The sequence below is a fragment of the Streptomyces blattellae genome (assembly GCF_009709555.1).
Classification (GTDB): Bacteria; Actinomycetota; Actinomycetes; order Streptomycetales; family Streptomycetaceae; genus Streptomyces; species Streptomyces blattellae.
This window is the reverse complement of the sequence record NZ_WJBG01000150.1, coordinates 1-15677: the sequence shown is the minus strand read 5'-3', so window position 1 is coordinate 15677 and position 15677 is coordinate 1. Positions and strand designations below refer to the sequence as shown.

Here is a 15677-nt window from a genome sequence, read left to right as displayed (position 1 = left end):
ACCAGGCCTGCGGGGAACCGATGACGCCGGGTGCCGGTCAGCCGAACTGGCCGGGCTGGTAGTCCCCTGCGGGCTGCTGATTGATGACGTTGATGCGGTTGTACGCGTTGATGACGGCGATGAGGGACAGCAGGGCGACGAGCTGGTCCTCGTCGAAGTGCTTCGCCGCATTCCGCCAGGCCTCATCGGTGACACCGCCGGCCGCGTCGGCGATGCGGGTGCCCTGCTCCGCCAGCTCCAGCGCGGCGCGCTCGGCGTCCGTGAACACCTTGGCCTCACGCCAGGCCGCCACCAGGTGCAGGCGCTGCGCGGTCTCGCCCGCCGCGGCGGCGTCCTTGGTGTGCATGTCGGTACAGAAACCGCAGCCGTTGATCTGACTCGCGCGGATCTTCACCAGTTCCTGCGTCGCCGTGGGCAGTGTGGAGTCCGAAACCACCTTGCCGGCCGAGTTGATGTGCTTGAGCACCTTTCCCGCGAGGGGGTGACCGAAGTAGTCGAGACGCGCTTCCATGCCGATCTCCTGATCTCCTGGCCGAGTGGCGGATACACACTGTTGACCGGAGCGGCACGCGACCTGTGACAGGGAGTCGGGTGTGACGTGCGACACGGAGACGCCTCGGTGCGAGGTTCTGACTGGCTGCTCGTGTGCGCCGAAACGGGTGGGCCTGTACTCGCTTCGTATGGGTGAGGGCCCTGCGCACTCGGCATCGGACCGGCTCGGGCCGGGCCGCGGCGGCTGACGCGGCTGTCAGGAATGTCGTGCCCGAAGGCACCGCACCGCCGCCCTGCCGGGCATCACCGCGCTGGGCTGCCGGCGCACCTGATCAGCAATGTGCCCGCCGTCCCCGCCCTCGTACCTCCGGCCGCACCGTCCGGGCCCCGGTCACGGCCCCCGCCAGATGTTGTCGAAGGCCGCATCTTCGATGCTTCGCCGCTGCCGTACGGCCGCCAGCTCCGTCACCGCGTCGCTCACGGCCGCCAATACGGTGATGACCGCTTCGTCGGTGAGTTCCGCGAGGTCTTCGGACGGCTCGTCGCGGATCCCGACGGCGTCCGCGAGAGCGACGAGAACGGGCTCGCCCGAGGCCCAGCGCTCGGCCGCGCGGCTCCGGGCCGGCGAGTCGAGCACCGCTGTTCCGTCGCTACGGACGGCACTCCAGCGACGGCGGGGCCGGATGATGTCTCCCTCCGCCTCCAGGGCCGCGAGATACGCGCCGTGCAGGCCGCGGCCCCGGCGCCACAGCCACTCCTCGACGGACTCGTACGGGGCCCGCCGTACGAGGGCCGACACCGCCTCGTTCAACAGGCGGTCACCCAGGTCGTGTTGCGGACCGGGGACGATGTGCTCGTCGTCCAGGGTGATGGCCTGGGCGTCGGCGAGGTCGAGCAGTTCGGCGCCGGCGAGCGCCAGCGAGACGTCGCCCTGCTCGGCGGGGCGGTCGGCGGCCGTGGAGTCCAGCGTGACGATGAGCAGGTCCCGTGCTGTGGTCATGGCGTCGAACTCCCTGTCAGAGGCGTCGGTGATCCGCGGCTGCGGTCTCGTCCGCCGGGGCGGGCGATCGTACCGGGGCGGTGTGCCGTACCACCACCGTGTGGTGCGGGAAGCCGATCCGCAGCCCGGCGGCTGTGGCGGCAGCGAGTACGACACCGGCGGCCGGCCTCGTCCTCGCCGGTGCCCTCAGGGAAGAACACGTCACGTACGCGGCACTGGCGGGCTTGGACCCTGACCGGTGATCATGGCACCCATGAATGACCACCCCGAACGCTGGAGCCAGGCAACCATCCACCCCGACATGTGGGCTGACCCGGACGAAGACCCCCGCGACAAGGAAGGAGCCAGTCCGGACGGGGAGTTGGCGACGCTGCTGGACTTCCTGACGGGCTATCGCATGACCCTGACGATGAAGTGCGAGGGCCTGGACCCGGAGCAACTGGCCCGGCGGTCGGTTCCGCCGTCCACGATGTCCCTCCTCGGCCTGCTCCGGCACCTCGCCGAGGTGGAACGGGACTGGCGCAACTGGATCAGCGACGGTGATCCGCTGCCGAAGCTGTACGGGGAGCGCGACGCGGACTTCGACGGAGCCGTCGCCGACCAGGCCCAGGTCGACGCCGCGTACTCCGACCTGGCGCGTGAGCAGGCCGCGACCGACGCCGCGCTGGCCGGGCACCCGGATCTCGGCGAGCGTCTGGGCGAGGACGGCACATCGGTCCGGGAGCTGATGGTGCACAGGATCGAGGAGTACGCCCGCCACTGCGGCCACGCCGACCTGTTGCGGGAGTGCATCGACGGAAGGGTGGGCCAGTAGATCCTCGACCGCTCCGATCACGTCCGCCCCGTATGACGAGGCTTCGCAGGATCCGCCGGCGGAAGAACAAGCGCGCCGAGGGCGGTCGCATTGCGGAGCCGAAGCCCGGCAATCGACGCACGGGGTTCCGCTCGCCGGAGAAATCCGGAGGAACGCAGGCGCCGACGTTGTTATCGTGATCGTCATGGCACGAGGCATCTGGTCGCAGAAGGTTCGCTCCGCCCGCTGACGGCGGCGCCTTCTCCTTGTTGAATCAGCGCTCGCCGTCCCGGTTCCCGCCGGGCGGCCCTTCCTTGCTGCCCGGCTCCACTGCGAGCTGCGGAGCACCCGTTGAACCTCAACCCCACCCCCGAAGCCATCTCCCTGTCCGTCGAGGCGGGCGACAGCGCGCACATCCGCGTCGAGGGTGTCACCGTCACCCGCGGGTCCCGGCGCGTCTTGAACGACGTCTCGGTCACCGTCTCGGCCCGGTCACGGGTCGCCGTCGTCGGCGAGAACGGCCGTGGGAAGACGACACTGCTGCACGTCCTCGCCGGACTGATCACTCCCGACGAGGGCAGCGTGCACCGGTCCGGTACCACCGGCCTGGCCCGCCAGGAACTGTCCGTGCCGGACGGCGCGACCGTAGGCACCCTGACATCGGAGGCGCTGACCGCGTCGCTCGCTGCTCTCGCCGCGCTGGACGAGGCGACCCTGGCCATGGCCGACGGCGATCCCGCTGCCGACGACCGCTACGCCGCCGCGCTCGACGCCGCCACCCGGCTCGACGCGTGGGACGCCGAACGCCGTGTCGACGTCGCCCTCGAAGCCCTCCGTGCCTGCGCCGAACGCGACCGTCCGCTGTCGACGCTGTCGGCCGGACAGCGCTACCGCGTCCGTCTGGCGTGCCTGCTCGGCGCGCGGCACGACGTCCTGCTGCTCGACGAGCCGACCAACCACCTCGACGCCGACGGGCTGGAGTTCCTGACCCGCAGGCTGCGTGAGCACGACGGCGGCCTCGCTGTCGTAAGCCACGACCGGGCGCTGCTGCGCCACGTCGCGGACCGGTTCCTCGACCTCGACCCGACCCGCGACGGGAGGCCGCGCCTGTACGCCGGCGGCTACAACGCCTGGCAGGACGCCCGCCGCCGTGAGCGCGAGCGCTGGGAGCAGGAGCACGAGGAACAGCTGGCCGAACGCCGGCGGCTCAAGGACGCGGTGTCGAAGGCCCGCGACCGGCTCTCCACCGGCTGGCGGCCGGACAAGGGGACCGGCAAGCACCAGCGCCAGTCCCGCGCACCGGGCGTCGTACAGGCCCTGAACCGGCAGCAGGAAGCGCTGGAGGCGCACCGGATCGACGTACCGGAGCCACCGTCGTCCTTGCGGTGGCCGGACCTCGGCCTCCGTCCGGGTGCGCCGCAGCTGCGGGCGTACGGCATCACTGTCGAAGGCCGGCTGGCCGATCCGGTCGACCTCACCCTCGACGGCGGTGACCGGCTGCTGGTCACCGGACCGAACGGTGCCGGGAAGTCCACCTTGCTCGCCGTGCTGGCCGGTTCGCTCGAACCCACGGGCGGGTACGTCCGGACGGCGAACGGCGCACGGGTCGTCCGGGTCACCCAGGAGACCGCCGAGCAGGACCCCGGACTCACCGCGCACGAGGTGCACGCTCACCATGTGGGACGGCTGGTGGCCCACGGGGCGCTCCACGAGGCCGACGCCATCCCACTCGGGGCACTCGGACTGCTCGACCCGCAGGCGATGCGCACGCCGGTCGGGCGGATGTCGCAGGGGCAGCGGCGCCGTCTCGACCTGGCACTTGCGCTGGCCGGGCGGCCCGGGCTGATCCTGCTCGACGAGCCGACCAACCACCTGTCACCGGCACTGGTCGACGAGCTCACCGACGCGATCCGCCACACGAGCGCCGCCGTCGTCGCCACGCACGACCGCCAGCTGCTGCGGGACCTCGCGGACTGGCCGCGCCTGGAGGTGGGCGGGTCTCCGGCGCAAGGCGTCCGGCCGGGAGAGCCCCGTTCGTCAGGTGCGTGAAAGCGGCGAACAGGGCTCGGCTCTTCCGACGGGTCAGACTGGTCGTGGTCAGGAGTGGGTCGTAGATCACGTCACCCGGCGGGGGCCGAAGCGGGAGGGCGGGTGTCTGGGCACGGGAGTGCCTCAGGCACCCGCGCTGCGGATCAGAGGCCGTCGCGAACCATGGCGGCGACGATCTGGACGTGGCGGTCGGCCGCGGTGTTCGAGAACTCGTTTTCGTAGTTCAGGCCGTAGGGCCAGAAGTGCCCGCCACCGGTGGACAGGGTGGCGCTCGACCCGTCGAACTGCCTCACCAATGCCGTGGCCTGTGCGCCGCGCCAGGTTCCGCCACCGGCGAGGTTGGACCAGCCCGAGCTCGTGCCCACGCCGATGGTGTGGGCGATCTCGTGCAGAGCGGTGCGCTCGGTCATGTAGCTGCGATTGCCGAAGCGGATGGTTCCGTTGATGTTGCCATCGGCGGTGGGTACGCCCGGGTCGTAGCGGACGGTGATGCTCTTGCCCAGGTCGCTGAGGCTGTTGTACCGGGCCACCGCGGCGTTCATGGCCCTGGTGATGAGGTCGTACGCCGTCAGCTGGTCCTGGGTGGGGTTGCTCGCCCGTTCGAGGGTCCACGTGATCTCGGCCGCCGCCACCTGCTGCTGGGATGCCGGCGCACCCTCACGTGGGTCCTGCGGCGCGGCCTGCGCGATGCCGGGTCCGGACAGTACGGCGGCGGCCAATGCGGCCGTGATCACCTTGGTGCGCCAGGGCCGGCGTGCGCCCTGCGCGGGCACCTGGGTCCGTTCGGTCCGTAGTGGACTCATTGGGGGTCCTCCTGTGGGGGAGAGGAATGTGGGGGAGAGGAATGTGGGGGAGAGGAATGTGGGGGTGGGGTGGGGGGCGAGGGGCCTGGAAGACGCAGCGTGATCGATCAGTCCGCGAACACGAGTTGCGATCGCCGCTGTCATTGGCATGCGCAGGACACTCTAAGGTTTCCCGGTGCGTGGGGAAAGCGCTTTCCGGCCGGTTGTGCCGCCGTACTTCGCGCTGTTGAAACCGAGGTGCCGAGGCCACCCCGCCGCCCCGTCCCGACCCCCGCCCTACCACCGACGAGGCGCGTTCAGGGCGGGGCGGCGTTCACGCCGTGTTCACTCCGTGTCCGGTGCGGCGACGATGCCGCCCTTCTCGTCGACGGTGTGGGTGCGCCAGTACACGTCCCACTCGTCGTCGACCTGCTGCGGCACCTTGCCCTCGGGGTAGCGCGTGTATCCCTCCGGCGTCTTCTCGCTGTCCTTGACGCACGCGGAGCCGGTGCCCCCGACGGTCATGACGGGGTACTCGCCGTCGCTGCAGATGGCGTCCTGGAGGGAGAGACCGGAGCAACCGGTGAGTGCGACAACCGTGATGGCTCCCATGAGCGCGGCGGCGCCGACCCGGCGGCGGAAGGCGGGGCGAGGGCGGCTGTTGCTGGAAGTCACGGTCGTCTCCTGTCGGTTGGTTCGGTCTGCCTCCACTGTGCTGGGCGACGATTGTCGGATCCTGAGCACGCGTACTCAGTTCGTGCCCGCGCCTGTACTCAACAGAGCAGATGCAAGGGGTACTTGGGTTCGGCGTACGGGAAGCCGTCGCCGTACCCGGTGAGATGGTGGCGGAGGCGTTGGAGTTCGAGTGCCGGGCGGCACCTCAGGCGGCAAGTCGTCTACGGCAGTGGCGTCCCGCCCGTCGCGTTGAGGATCTCGGCGGTGACGAAGCCGGCCTGCTGGGAGGCGAGGTAGACGTAAGCCGGAGCCAGCTCGGCGGGCTGGGCCGGGCGTCCGAGGGGGCTCTGTTTGCCGAACTCGACCGTGTCGGGCAGGGTCGCGGGGATCAACGGCGTCCACACCGGCCCCGGGGCGACCGCGTTGACGCGGATACCGCGGTCTACGAGCATCTGGGCCAGCCCCTGGGTGAAGGTGACGATCGCGCCCTTGGTCGTCGCGTAGTCCAGCAGGTGCGGGCTGGGCTTGTAAGCCTGCACCGACGTCGAGTTGATGATGCTGCCGCCCTCGCGGATGTGCGGTACCGCGAACTTCGTCAGCCAGAACATGCCGTAGAGGTTGGTGCGCATGACCCGGTCGAACTGTTCGGTGGTGATCGCCTCGATGCCGTCCGGCTGGGACATCTGGTAGGCGGCGTTGTTCACCAGGATGTCGATGCGCCCGAACTCCGCGACCGCACGGTCGATCAGGGCGCGGCAGTTGTCCTCCTCGCGGATGTCGCAGGAGACGGCGACGGCCTTGCGGCCGGCGTCCTCGACGAGCCGGGATGTCTCGCGTGCCTCGTCCGCCTCCTCCTCAAGGTGGGTGAAGAGTACGTCGGCACCCTCCCGGGCGAACGCGAGGGCGACCGCCCGCCCGATGCCGGAGTCGCCGCCGGTGATGACGGTCTTGCGGCCCTCCAGTCGGCCGACCCCGCGGTAGCTCTCCTCGCCGTGATCGGGTGGCGGGTCCATCGGCCCGGTCCATCCGGGATGGGGCTGGTCCTGCGAGCGGAACTCGGGGCGCGGGTGCTGGGTGGCCGGGTTCTGCTGGGTCTGCTGCGGATCGGTCACGACGGCCTCCTGGCCGCTGGCGGGCACGGACGGTGACCGGGTTCCCGCCACGCACCGACCGAAAAGCGGGCGACTCAGCGGTCTGCGAACCGGCCACCCAGCGGTCTGCGAACCGTCTGCGAACCGGCCACCCAGCGGTCTACGACCCGTCTGCGAACCGGCCACTCGCCGGGCTGTGAACGCGTCGCTGCGACCCACCCCGCGATGCGGCCCCGCCGCAGCCGCGCGTCAGATGTCGTCGCGGTCCAGCAGCGCCCTGACACCGTGTGCGGTGAGCGCCAGTTGTTCGGGTGTGCCGGCGTCGATGACCAGGGACAGGCTGTCGGAGGGCCAGCCGTGGGCGAGGGCGCCGAGCAGCACGCTACGATGCCGCCGCATCCGTGGCAGAGCCTGTTCCATCCGCTGTTGCGTGGTGAACACCGGCACCAGTTCGGTCCCGTCCTCCTGTTCGAACACGGGAAGAGTCAGCGCCTTGGGAGCGGGTCCCTCCGCGTCCGTCGCCGCGGGCACCAGCACCTCGCTCTTCGCCAGCGTGCTCAGCGCCGCGTCGTCCGCACCCTTCTCCACAACCGTACGCAGCGCCTGCTGGACCGCGGACGCACCGCTCTCGAAGTGGGGGTCTGTCATGATTCATCCCCTCGCCATGTCGTGCACGTCCATTCGGTACGCGCCGGTGGTTCGAGTACCCGAACCACCGGCCCTCAACGGCTCGGGCCTTGGCCGTGCCACGTGGCCGGCGCCACCAGGGGAGCCGCAGGTCGGCACGGACGCTCCACGCCCCGTTCGTCAGCGGCGCGCTGCCTTGCCCGTCACTCCGGGCCGAACAGCGCGCGGCCGTTGTCGGAGCGGTAGATCTCCGCCAGCGCCGCAGGGCCGTCCCGCGCCCTCACTCCGAGCGTCGGCCACACGTGCCCCTTGACCACGCGACCGCGGTGATGTGCCCGGTCGTGCGGACGGATGTCCGGTGACGGCGGGTTGCGGCGGCAGCCCGACGCCTCCGGCGCGCGTCCCTTGAAAGATGTCTCCGTGCTGCTTTCTCGGGTACTCGGCGCGGTGAACGCGCAGGAGGCGGCCACACGCACCGGTGCGGTCGGCCCAGGCGAGGACTGGACGAGGAGGAACCCATGAGTACGGTCAAGGAAGCGGTCGAGGTGGAGGTTCCGCTCCGCACGGCGTACGACCAATGGACTCAGTTCGAGCAGTTCCCGAACTTCATGGAGGGCGTCGACGAGGTCCGGCAACTCGACGACCGGCACAACCACTGGGTCACCAGTATCGGCGGGGTGCGGCGCGAGTTCGACACCGAGATCGTCGATCAGCTGCCGGACGACCGGATCACCTGGCGGTCTGTCGGTGGCGACACCCGGCAGCAGGGATCCGTCCGGTTCGAGCAGCTGGACGACATGCACACCAGGGTGGAGCTGACGATGGACGTCCAGCCCGCCGGCGTCGCCGAGAAGGGCGCGGACGCACTGGGCATGATCGACCGACGGGTCAAGGGAGATCTGCGTCGGTTCAAGGACTACGTGGAGAGCGGCGGTGGCGACAGCGGTGGCTGGCGCGGCCGCATCCGCCCCGGCGACCCCGGCTCGCCGCTCTGACGGATCGATTTCCCTTGCTCGACGCGGCTCCTCGGACGTAGGACGGCTACGCCGGCTGGGGAGGATGGCCAGGTCAGCAGGAGATAGTCCTCCACCGGTGAGGTAGCGGCCTTGTCGGGAAGGATGTCTCGTCCTCGCGCATGCACGCGGAGCCGGTACCAACCCGGTCCGGACGGACTGAGAAGGGGGTGGCCAGGGGTCGGCCCGTGCTGAAGGGAATCGACGCGAAGGCGGCCGGAGGGGGCGTGCACGCTGATTTCCACGACCTCCTCCCATTCGGCATCCGTCGGTGTGTTCGGTGGGCCGCTGAGGGCTTCGGCAGCCACGCGGACGGGGCCGGTGTGGATGCCGGTGACGACGAGAGCGCCGTGTGACATGGGGGCTACGAGGTCGTTACTCCAGTCTGCCGTTTGAACCGGGATCTCTCCGGCGTCCAGCACGCCGAAGGTGCCTTCGGGCACGTCCACAGTGCGGGCGGTGGTCATGGTTCTCTCCCCGGATCCGTGCCTCATCGCTCCAGAGCAACGTGTCACAGGGTGACGGCGTCGTGAGCGAAATCGGGTGAGTGCGGAGACGGTGGCTACTCTCGTCACTCCATCGATCGTGATTGCAGGGAAGCCGACCGTGCGCAACGCCGCTGTGACACCCGAGGGTGACCAGATCCGGTGGTGGAGTTGCCTGGGCAGGAGCCGCCCCGTGTCTACGTGCACGGGTTGGGTGCCACGTCGCCGGCCTATTTCGCGGAGGTCGTGGCCCATCCTCTGCTGGCTGGCCGCCGTTCACTGCTGATCGATGTGCTGGGTCACGGCCTCAGCGACCGGCCGACGGGCTTCGACTACACGCTGGAATCACATGCCGATGCGCTCGCCGCAGCCCTGGCTCGCGCGGATGTCGTCGGCGCCGAACTGGTCGCGCACAGCATGGGCGGCTCGGTCGCCATCGTGCTGGCCGCCCGGCACCCCCGTCTGGTCTCCCGCCTGGTCCTGGTCGACGCCAATCTCGACCCCGTTGAGCGCACGGCCGGCTCGGGCGGCAGCAGCGGCATCGCTTCCTATTCTGAGCAGGAGTTCCTGACGGGCGGCTGGGCGGAGGTCCGCGACCGGGCAGGCGCCCACTGGTGGTCCACGATGCGCCTGGCCGGCCGGGAGGCGCTGCATCGCAGCGCGGTCCATCTGACCCGCGGCACCGTCCCCACCAGGAAGCGGTCGTCGAAGCTCGGCGGTGCGGCGACGACCTCACCGCACTGGAGGGTGGTCGCGCCGGCGGGCGGCCGAGCCGCTGACCGCGGCCGGGCAGCGGCGGCCCGCAACCGGGGCCTGCTCCCGAGGTCGACGGGGCGGCGGTCGTGCTGATCGCCGCCGGCCTCCGCGCCGTCATCGTCGTCGCCAGCGTCATCATGATCGGGCGCGGCTCCTGATGGATTGCCGTAAAAGCTTCAATTCCGTTGTGTAAACGGGACTTTGCGTGTCGCGAACCGAGCGGAAGCGGGTATTCCGCGGGCCCGTCTTCATCTGTAGGGTGCACTGAAATCTGCGGAAGAGGTGTGAACTCATGGGACTGACGCGTCGTGCGCTCATCAAGCGCGGAGCCGGACTCGCTGCGGGTGCAGGGGTGTTGGGCAGTCAGGGGACTCCGGCGGGGGCGTTGCCGGCCGTGGCCCGCGAGGCCGGCGCACAGACCGTCATCCTGAGCGTCACGGAGGCCACCAACGCTTCCGCCGCGCTCGCCCCGGACGGCCGGACCGTCGTCCTGGACCTGGTGAACCGGTTGTGGACGCTGCCCGCCGAGGGGGGTGACGCCGTGCCGCTCACCAGTGTCGAGGAGGAGGCGAGCGAGCCGGACTTCTCGCCGGACGGCCGCCGGATCGTCTACCAGGCCTACACCGACGGCACCTTCCACCTCTGGCTGATGAACGCCGACGGCACCGGGCGCAGGCAACTCACCTCCGGTGACGCCGACCACCGCGAGCCACGCTTCTCGCCCGACGGCACCCGCATCGCCTGCGCCGCCGAGAGAGACGGCCGGTACGCGATCCACGTCATCGCCGTCGACAGCGGCGACACCACCGTCTGGACCACCGGCACCGCCCAGGAGGGCCAGCCCTGCTGGACACCGGACGGCACGGCGATCGCCTTCACCAGCGGGACCAACGACGCGCCGCAGGCCATCGCCCAGGTCACCGCCGACGGCACCCGCACCACCCTCGCCAAGGTCACCGCCGGCCGCGTCGCCGGGCCCTCCTTCTCGCCCGACGGCAGCCACCTCGCCTACGTCCACCTCGCCACGACCGGCACCGCACTCGTCGTCGACGGCGAGACCGTGTCCGGCGACGGCGAGGACGTGTTCCCCTTCGCCGCCCGCTGGGCCGGCCCGGACGAACTGCTCTACACCGCGGACGGCCGCCTTCGCCGCCGTACCCTCCAAGGCACCGTCGAGGACGTCCCCTTCAGTGCCCGCGTCACCGTACCCAGGGTCGCCGAACGGCCCGCCACGGTACGGGACTTCGATGGCACCGGTAGCCGCCAAGTCAAGGGCATCGTCGGTCCCGCGCTCTCCCCGGACGGCCGCAGCGTCGCCTTCGGCGCCCTCGGCGACCTGTGGATCATGCGCCGCGGCGGGGCCCCCGAGGCGGTCGTCGCCGACGGTCACCGCAACACCGACCCGGCCTGGTTCCCGGACGGCCGTGGCCTCGTGTACGTCAGCGACCGCGACGGCGGCATCGCGCTGTGGCGGTACGACCTCGCCACCGGTGACCGACACCGCCTCACCGACACCGCCCTCCTGGCCTCCGCGCCGACGGTCAGCCCGGACGGTACGACCGTCGCCTTCATCTCCGAGGGCGGCACCCTCTCCACCCTGGAGTTCGCCACCGGCGCCGTCCGCAAGGTCGTCGGCCCGCTGAACGCCCCCGGCCGCCCCACCTTCACCGCCGACGGCACACGTCTGTCCACCGCCGTCCTCGTCCCCGTCACCCCGCGCTACCGCGAGGGCCACAACCAGATTCTCACCGTTGAACTCGCCACCGGCGAGGCCCACTACGGCGAGCCCGTCCCCGGCGGCTCCCTCACCAACCGCGTCGACGCGGGGCCCGTCCACTCACCCGACGGCACCAGGACGGCGTACATCGCGAACGGCACCCTGCACATCAGCGACCTCGACGCCGAGGGCCGCACCACGGGCACCGCCCGGCAGGTCAACGCGGAGACCGCGGACGCGCCCAGCTGGAGCGCCGACTCCGCCAGCCTGCTCTATCTCTCCGACGGCCGCCTGCGCCTGACGACCCCCACCGGAAAGACCTCGGCCGTACCGCTCCGGCTCAGCTGGCGCCCGGCACACCCCACCGGCCGTACGGTCGTCCAGGCCGGGGCCCTGTGGGACGGCACCGGCCCCGGCCTGCGGCGCGACGTCGACATCGTCCTCGACGGCCACCACATCACCGCCGTCACTCCGCGCGGCGAGCGCTCCGTCCGGCCCGGGGACAAGGTCGTCGACGCCCGCGGTCTGACGGTGCTGCCCGGATTCGTCGCCGTCCACGAGCACGGCCCCTGGGACCGGGGCGAACTCCTGCGCCTGTGGCTGTCCTTCGGCGTCACCGCCCTGCGCTCGCCCGGCACCGCCCACTACGGGGCCGTCGAGGCCAAGGAGGCCCTCGCCTCCGGCCGCCGCACCGGTCCGCGCGTGTTCGCCGCCGGCGATCTCGTCGACGGCTCCCGCATCTACTACTCCTCGGGCCGCCCCATCACCGACGACGAGCAGCTGCAACGCGAGATCGACAAGGCGCGGGCCCTCGGCCACGACATGGTCAAGACGTACGTCCGTCTGCCCTATCCCATGCAGCGCAAGGCCATCCGGGCCGCCCACCGCAGCGGCCTGCGGACCACGTCCCACTACCTGTTCGGCCCGCTCGGCATGGGCGCCGACGGCGTCGAGCACCTCGGCGGCACCAGCCGCTACGGCCGCCGCCAGAAGGAGACCCACCTCGGCCACAGCTACCAGGACGTCACCGGCCCGCTGGCCGCGTCCGGCATGGCCCTCACACCCACCTTCGCCCTGTCCGGCCTGGGCCTGCCCGCCGTACGGGCCGCCCTGTACCGCTACGCGGAGTGGGCCCTGGACGACCCGCGGCTGACATCCCTCCTCACAGCCGCCGAGTACGCGGAGCTGCGCGAGGGCATCGAGGCGGCGCTGGCCGACGAGCCCGCCCCCGAACTCGCCTTCGTCGCCCGGCACGGCGCGACCGTCCGCCGCCTGGTCGAAGAAGGCGCCCATGTCGCCGTCGGCACCGACAGCCCTCTCGTACCGCCCGCCGTCTACTACCACCTCAACCTGCAGACCATGGTCCGCTACGGCGTCAGCCCGTACGAGGCACTGCGCTCCGCCACCGTGCACGGAGCCCGCACCCTTGGCCTCTCCGACCAACTCGGCACCGTGGAGCCGGGCAAGCTCGCCGACCTCGTCCTGGTCGAGGGCGATCCGACGACGGACATCGCCGCCGCAGCCGCCGTACGCCAGGTCGTCGTCGGCGGTGTCCCGCACACCGTCGCGGACCTGACGGCGACGGGAGCGGCTACGGGAGCGGCGACGAAGTCGAGCGGGACTACCGTCCGCAACGCCGCCCTGCCCGACGTACCCCAACAACCGGCCCGCGACCGTTTCTGGTGGCACCGGGAGGAGCACATCCCCCGCTCCTGCTGCTGAAGGTCCCGTCCGGGACGCGCGTACCACAACATCCTCAGGAATCAGCAGCGGTCCGGGAGGACCGGGCACGGCTGATGCCCACCTGCTGCTGTTGCGGCTTCCGCTGACGGCCACCTGCGCGCCCGCGGGGACGGTCTCACCTCTCCGGGAGTCGGGCGACGACGTACTCGGTGAGGTCGAGGAGTCGGTTGGTGTAGCCCCACTCGTTGTCGTACCAGCCGAAGACCTTCACGAGGTCGCCGTGGGCCTGTGTGAGGGGGGCGTCGAAGACGCAGGAGGCGGGGTCGCCGACGATGTCACGGGAGACGATCGGGGCGTCGGACACCCGCAGGATCCCCTTCAGGGACCTGGCGGCGGCATCCCGGAACGCGGAGTTGACCTCGTCCACGGTCACCTCCCTGCCGAGCACCACGGTCAGGTCGGTGAGCGAGCCGTCTTCGACGGGAACGCGGACCGCGAGGCCGTCCAGCGTGCCGGCCAGTCGGGGCAGGACGAGACCGACCGCGCGGGCAGCTCCTGTGCTGGTGGGGATGATGTTCACGGCGGCGCTGCGGCCACGGCGGAGGTCCTTGTGCGGACCGTCGAGGACCACCTGGTCGTTGGTGTAGCCGTGGACGGTGGTCATCACGCCCTTGTTGACGCCGAAGGCCTCGTCGAGGACCTTCATCATCGGGGCGACGCAGTTGGTGGTGCAGGAAGCGTTCGACACGACGTGGTCGTGGTCCGGGTCGTACGACTGCTCATTGACGCCCATGACCACCGTGGCGTCGACGTTCTTGCCGGGCACGGACAGCAGCACCTTGCGGGCTCCGGCCTTGAGGTGCAGTCCGGCGTCCTCGCGGGTGCGGAAGCGGCCGGTGGATTCGATGACGACGTCCACGCCGGGGCCGGCCCAGTCCAGGGCGGCGGGGTCGCGTTCGGCGGTCACGGTGATGCGGTGCCCGTCGACGGTGATCGATGTGCCGTCGTGCTCGACGGTGCGGTGCAGCCTGCCGTACGTCGAGTCGTACGCCAGCAGATGGGCGAGTGCCGCCGGGGAGGTGAGGTCGTTGACCGCCACCACCTCGACCGGTGTGCCGGTGCCCCTTTGCGCGCGCTCCAGTACACAGCGCAGGTAGTTGCGCCCGATACGCCCGAAGCCGTTGATTCCCACCCGCACGGTCATCTTCCTCGTCCTCCCGGTCGCGCCCTGCTGTCGGAGGTCAGTCTGCGAGCGCGGGGACCGGGTGGGCATGGGCCGTACGGGGGTGGGAACGGGGACGTTCGGCCCGGCTTCGGGGGCGGGGCGGCCGACAGGCCGCTGAGAGACCGCGGCGAGGCGGCAGACGGACCGCGGCGAGGCGGCAGAGGGACCGATCGGGTCCCGGCAGGGGGCCGAGTGGCCGTGGGAGAGGACCAGCGGCCCCTGGGCTCGCGGACCGGTCGTCGCGACGATCGGAGAGGAGGGGCCGATGGATCCACGTGGACGGGATGAGACGCCGCGGGGATCACCGGGTCTTCCGGGCCGGCGGGTGCGCTGAGGCCCTCGCATCGGACGTGAGCGGATACGGAGGTGTCCGATATGTTTTCCCCCATCGTCGTCGGCCTTGACGGTTCCCCCGAGAGCCGCGCCGCTGTTGACTGGGCCGCCCGCGAGGCGCTGCCCCGCGGTCTTCCATTGAGCCTGGTCACCGCTTGGATCTGGCGGCCGGCCGAGGTTCCCTCGGCCCAGGAGTCGGAAGCCCAGAAGCGGTGGGCGCAGCAGTTGCTGAACGAGACCAGGCAGGACCTCGCGGCGAAGTATCCGGATCTGCCGGTCACCGTCGAGCAGGTGTCCGATCTGGCGCCCCGGGCGCTGCTGGAGAGTGCGGAGGACGCCGAGATGCTGGTGCTGGGCTCGCGTGGGCACGGCGCTGTCTCCGGTTTCCTCCTCGGGTCGGTCGGACAGCATGTGCTGGCCCGGGCGTCCATCCCCGTGGTGCTCGTACGCGCGGAAGAGCACCGGGCCGCTGAGGGCGCCGAGGCGGCCGGCGAAGACGGCGGCGAGGTGGTCGTCGGAATCCAGGACCGGGACCAACCCGCCGAGGAACTGCTGGAGTTCGCCTTCACCGCCGCAGCCGCCCGTGGGGCCACACTGCGCGTCGTGCACGCCTGGAGCCGTCCACCGGTGTTCGCTTACAGGGCTGTGGTCACGGGCGACGAGGACGGCAGTGTGGAGGCCCGGGTCGAGAAGGAGCTGCTGGAAGCCCTTGCGCCGTGGCAGGAGCGCTATCCGCAGGTCGAGGTGGTCCACAGGACCGACCTCGCGACCGCCGGGCAAGTGGTCCTCCAGGCCGCCCGGAACGCCGCACTCGTGGTCGTCGGCCGCAGGACGCACCGGCCCTCCCTCGGCATGCGCATCGGCCCCGTCACCCACGGCGTGATCCACCACGCCCCCGCGCCCGTCGCCGTCGTACCCCACGACTGAGGGACGACCGGACCGCGGGCCCGGGACGT

At 71.1% G+C, this 15677-nt stretch carries 13 protein-coding genes; 6 read left to right on the top strand and 7 right to left on the bottom strand.

Annotated features, from left to right (window positions below; all coding sequences use genetic code 11):
- Positions 1–37 precede the first annotated feature (37 nt).
- Both GFH49_RS17175 and GFH49_RS17170 read right to left on the bottom strand, forming a co-directional pair.
- A complete protein-coding gene (locus GFH49_RS17175) occupies positions 38–511 on the bottom strand; it encodes a carboxymuconolactone decarboxylase family protein (protein WP_155056771.1) in 474 nt (157 codons plus the stop codon).
- A 372-nt stretch (positions 512–883) separates the two neighbouring features.
- Entirely contained in the window at positions 884–1492 is a 609-nt protein-coding gene (locus tag GFH49_RS17170; RefSeq protein WP_155056770.1) for a GOLPH3/VPS74 family protein, read from the bottom strand.
- A 253-nt stretch (positions 1493–1745) separates the two neighbouring features.
- Here GFH49_RS17170 and GFH49_RS17165 point away from each other — a divergent pair, with 253 nt between their 5' ends.
- Positions 1746–2306, top strand: a complete 561-nt coding sequence (locus tag GFH49_RS17165; RefSeq protein WP_155056769.1) for a DinB family protein — start codon at positions 1746–1748, stop codon at positions 2304–2306.
- Positions 2307–2636: 330 nt separating this feature from the next.
- Positions 2637–4334: an ABC-F family ATP-binding cassette domain-containing protein gene (locus tag GFH49_RS17160; protein ID WP_155056768.1), complete on the top strand. Its 1698-nt coding sequence runs from the start codon at positions 2637–2639 to the stop codon at positions 4332–4334.
- A gap of 143 nt (positions 4335–4477) precedes the next feature.
- Here the strand turns inward: GFH49_RS17160 and GFH49_RS17155 are convergent, their stop codons facing one another.
- The 4 genes from GFH49_RS17155 to GFH49_RS17140 all read right to left on the bottom strand — a co-directional run bounded on the left by GFH49_RS17155 (position 4478) and on the right by GFH49_RS17140 (position 7530).
- Positions 4478–5137, bottom strand: a complete 660-nt coding sequence (locus tag GFH49_RS17155; RefSeq protein ID WP_155056767.1) for a hypothetical protein — start codon at positions 5135–5137, stop codon at positions 4478–4480.
- 324 nt (positions 5138–5461) lie between these two features.
- The gene (locus tag GFH49_RS17150) at positions 5462–5728 is read right to left on the bottom strand and encodes an SCO0607 family lipoprotein (protein ID WP_155056815.1); all 267 of its coding nucleotides are present in this window, start codon (positions 5726–5728) and stop codon (positions 5462–5464) included.
- A 284-nt stretch (positions 5729–6012) separates the two neighbouring features.
- On the bottom strand, positions 6013–6903 hold the full coding sequence (locus GFH49_RS17145) for an SDR family oxidoreductase (RefSeq protein WP_155056766.1): 891 nt from the start codon (positions 6901–6903) through the stop codon (positions 6013–6015).
- A gap of 228 nt (positions 6904–7131) precedes the next feature.
- Positions 7132–7530 (bottom strand): SseB family protein, encoded by a 399-nt coding sequence (locus GFH49_RS17140; protein ID WP_155056765.1) that lies wholly within the window; start codon positions 7528–7530, stop codon positions 7132–7134.
- A 497-nt stretch (positions 7531–8027) separates the two neighbouring features.
- Between GFH49_RS17140 and GFH49_RS17135 the strand changes: the two genes are divergently transcribed.
- The 3 genes from GFH49_RS17135 to GFH49_RS17125 all read left to right on the top strand — a co-directional run bounded on the left by GFH49_RS17135 (position 8028) and on the right by GFH49_RS17125 (position 13202).
- Positions 8028–8504 carry an SRPBCC family protein gene (locus GFH49_RS17135; RefSeq protein WP_155056764.1) on the top strand — a complete coding sequence of 159 codons (477 nt, stop codon included), beginning with the start codon at positions 8028–8030 and terminating at the stop codon, positions 8502–8504.
- A gap of 665 nt (positions 8505–9169) precedes the next feature.
- The gene (locus tag GFH49_RS17130; RefSeq protein ID WP_230396343.1) at positions 9170–9856 is read left to right on the top strand and encodes an alpha/beta fold hydrolase; all 687 of its coding nucleotides are present in this window, start codon (positions 9170–9172) and stop codon (positions 9854–9856) included.
- Positions 9857–10055: 199 nt separating this feature from the next.
- Positions 10056–13202, top strand: a complete 3147-nt coding sequence (locus GFH49_RS17125; protein WP_155056763.1) for an amidohydrolase family protein — start codon at positions 10056–10058, stop codon at positions 13200–13202.
- A 136-nt stretch (positions 13203–13338) separates the two neighbouring features.
- On the opposite strand, the gene gap is transcribed toward GFH49_RS17125, so the two are convergent.
- Positions 13339–14367: a type I glyceraldehyde-3-phosphate dehydrogenase gene (gap, locus tag GFH49_RS17120; RefSeq protein ID WP_155056762.1), complete on the bottom strand. Its 1029-nt coding sequence runs from the start codon at positions 14365–14367 to the stop codon at positions 13339–13341.
- Between the two features lie 396 nt (positions 14368–14763).
- On the opposite strand from gap, the gene GFH49_RS17115 reads away from it, so the two are divergent.
- Complete coding sequence (locus tag GFH49_RS17115) at positions 14764–15648, top strand: universal stress protein (RefSeq protein WP_155056761.1); 885 nt, start codon at positions 14764–14766, stop codon at positions 15646–15648.
- Positions 15649–15677: the final 29 nt, after the last annotated feature.

Excerpts from the sequence above, each read along its gene's own strand:
- GFH49_RS17175 (WP_155056771.1), bottom strand. The coding sequence starts at position 511 with ATGGAAGCGCGTCTCGACTACTTCGGTCACCCCCTCGCGGGAAAGGTG.
- GFH49_RS17170 (WP_155056770.1), bottom strand. The coding sequence starts at position 1,492 with ATGACCACAGCACGGGACCTGCTCATCGTCACGCTGGACTCCACGGCC.
- GFH49_RS17165 (WP_155056769.1), top strand. The coding sequence starts at position 1,746 with ATGAATGACCACCCCGAACGCTGGAGCCAGGCAACCATCCACCCCGAC.
- GFH49_RS17155 (WP_155056767.1), bottom strand. The coding sequence starts at position 5,137 with ATGAGTCCACTACGGACCGAACGGACCCAGGTGCCCGCGCAGGGCGCA.
- GFH49_RS17150 (WP_155056815.1), bottom strand. The coding sequence starts at position 5,728 with ATGGGAGCCATCACGGTTGTCGCACTCACCGGTTGCTCCGGTCTCTCC.
- GFH49_RS17140 (WP_155056765.1), bottom strand. The coding sequence starts at position 7,530 with ATGACAGACCCCCACTTCGAGAGCGGTGCGTCCGCGGTCCAGCAGGCG.
- GFH49_RS17135 (WP_155056764.1), top strand. The coding sequence starts at position 8,028 with ATGAGTACGGTCAAGGAAGCGGTCGAGGTGGAGGTTCCGCTCCGCACG.
- GFH49_RS17125 (WP_155056763.1), top strand. The coding sequence starts at position 10,056 with ATGGGACTGACGCGTCGTGCGCTCATCAAGCGCGGAGCCGGACTCGCT.
- gap (WP_155056762.1), bottom strand. The coding sequence starts at position 14,367 with ATGACCGTGCGGGTGGGAATCAACGGCTTCGGGCGTATCGGGCGCAAC.
- GFH49_RS17115 (WP_155056761.1), top strand. The coding sequence starts at position 14,764 with ATGTTTTCCCCCATCGTCGTCGGCCTTGACGGTTCCCCCGAGAGCCGC.